The sequence below is a fragment of the Pseudomonas sp. SIMBA_041 genome, from assembly GCF_046535095.1.
GTDB classification, from domain to species: Bacteria; Pseudomonadota; Gammaproteobacteria; order Pseudomonadales; family Pseudomonadaceae; genus Aquipseudomonas; species Aquipseudomonas mucoides.
The window spans coordinates 1-304 of the sequence record NZ_JAWRXJ010000149.1 but is presented as its reverse complement, the minus strand read 5'-3'; the positions used below and the strand labels follow the sequence as shown (position 1 = coordinate 304).

Below are 304 nucleotides of genomic sequence, written 5' to 3'. Positions count from 1 at the left end.
CCTGCGCGATCACCGTCGGGTCGTTCGGATCGAGGAACAGCGACAGTTGCGCCTCGTACAGGTCCTGCTCGCTCTCGGCGCTGGCGGCCTCGCTGATCCGGTCGGCGTCGTACAGCAGCACGCCGAGATAGCGGATGCGGCCGACACAGGTTTCCGAGCACACGGTCGGCTGGCCGGCCTCGATGCGCGGATAGCAGAAGATGCACTTCTCGGCCTTGCCGCTCTGCCAGTTGTAGTAGATCTTCTTGTACGGGCATCCGGACACGCACATGCGCCAGCCGCGACACTTGTCCTGATCGATCAG

The 304-nt window shown here is 64.1% G+C and carries 1 protein-coding gene; it reads right to left on the bottom strand.

The features are described 5' to 3' along the window. On the bottom strand, positions 1 to 304 hold a 304-nt coding region (locus tag SB725_RS30625; RefSeq protein WP_410923106.1), incomplete at both ends, for a 4Fe-4S dicluster domain-containing protein.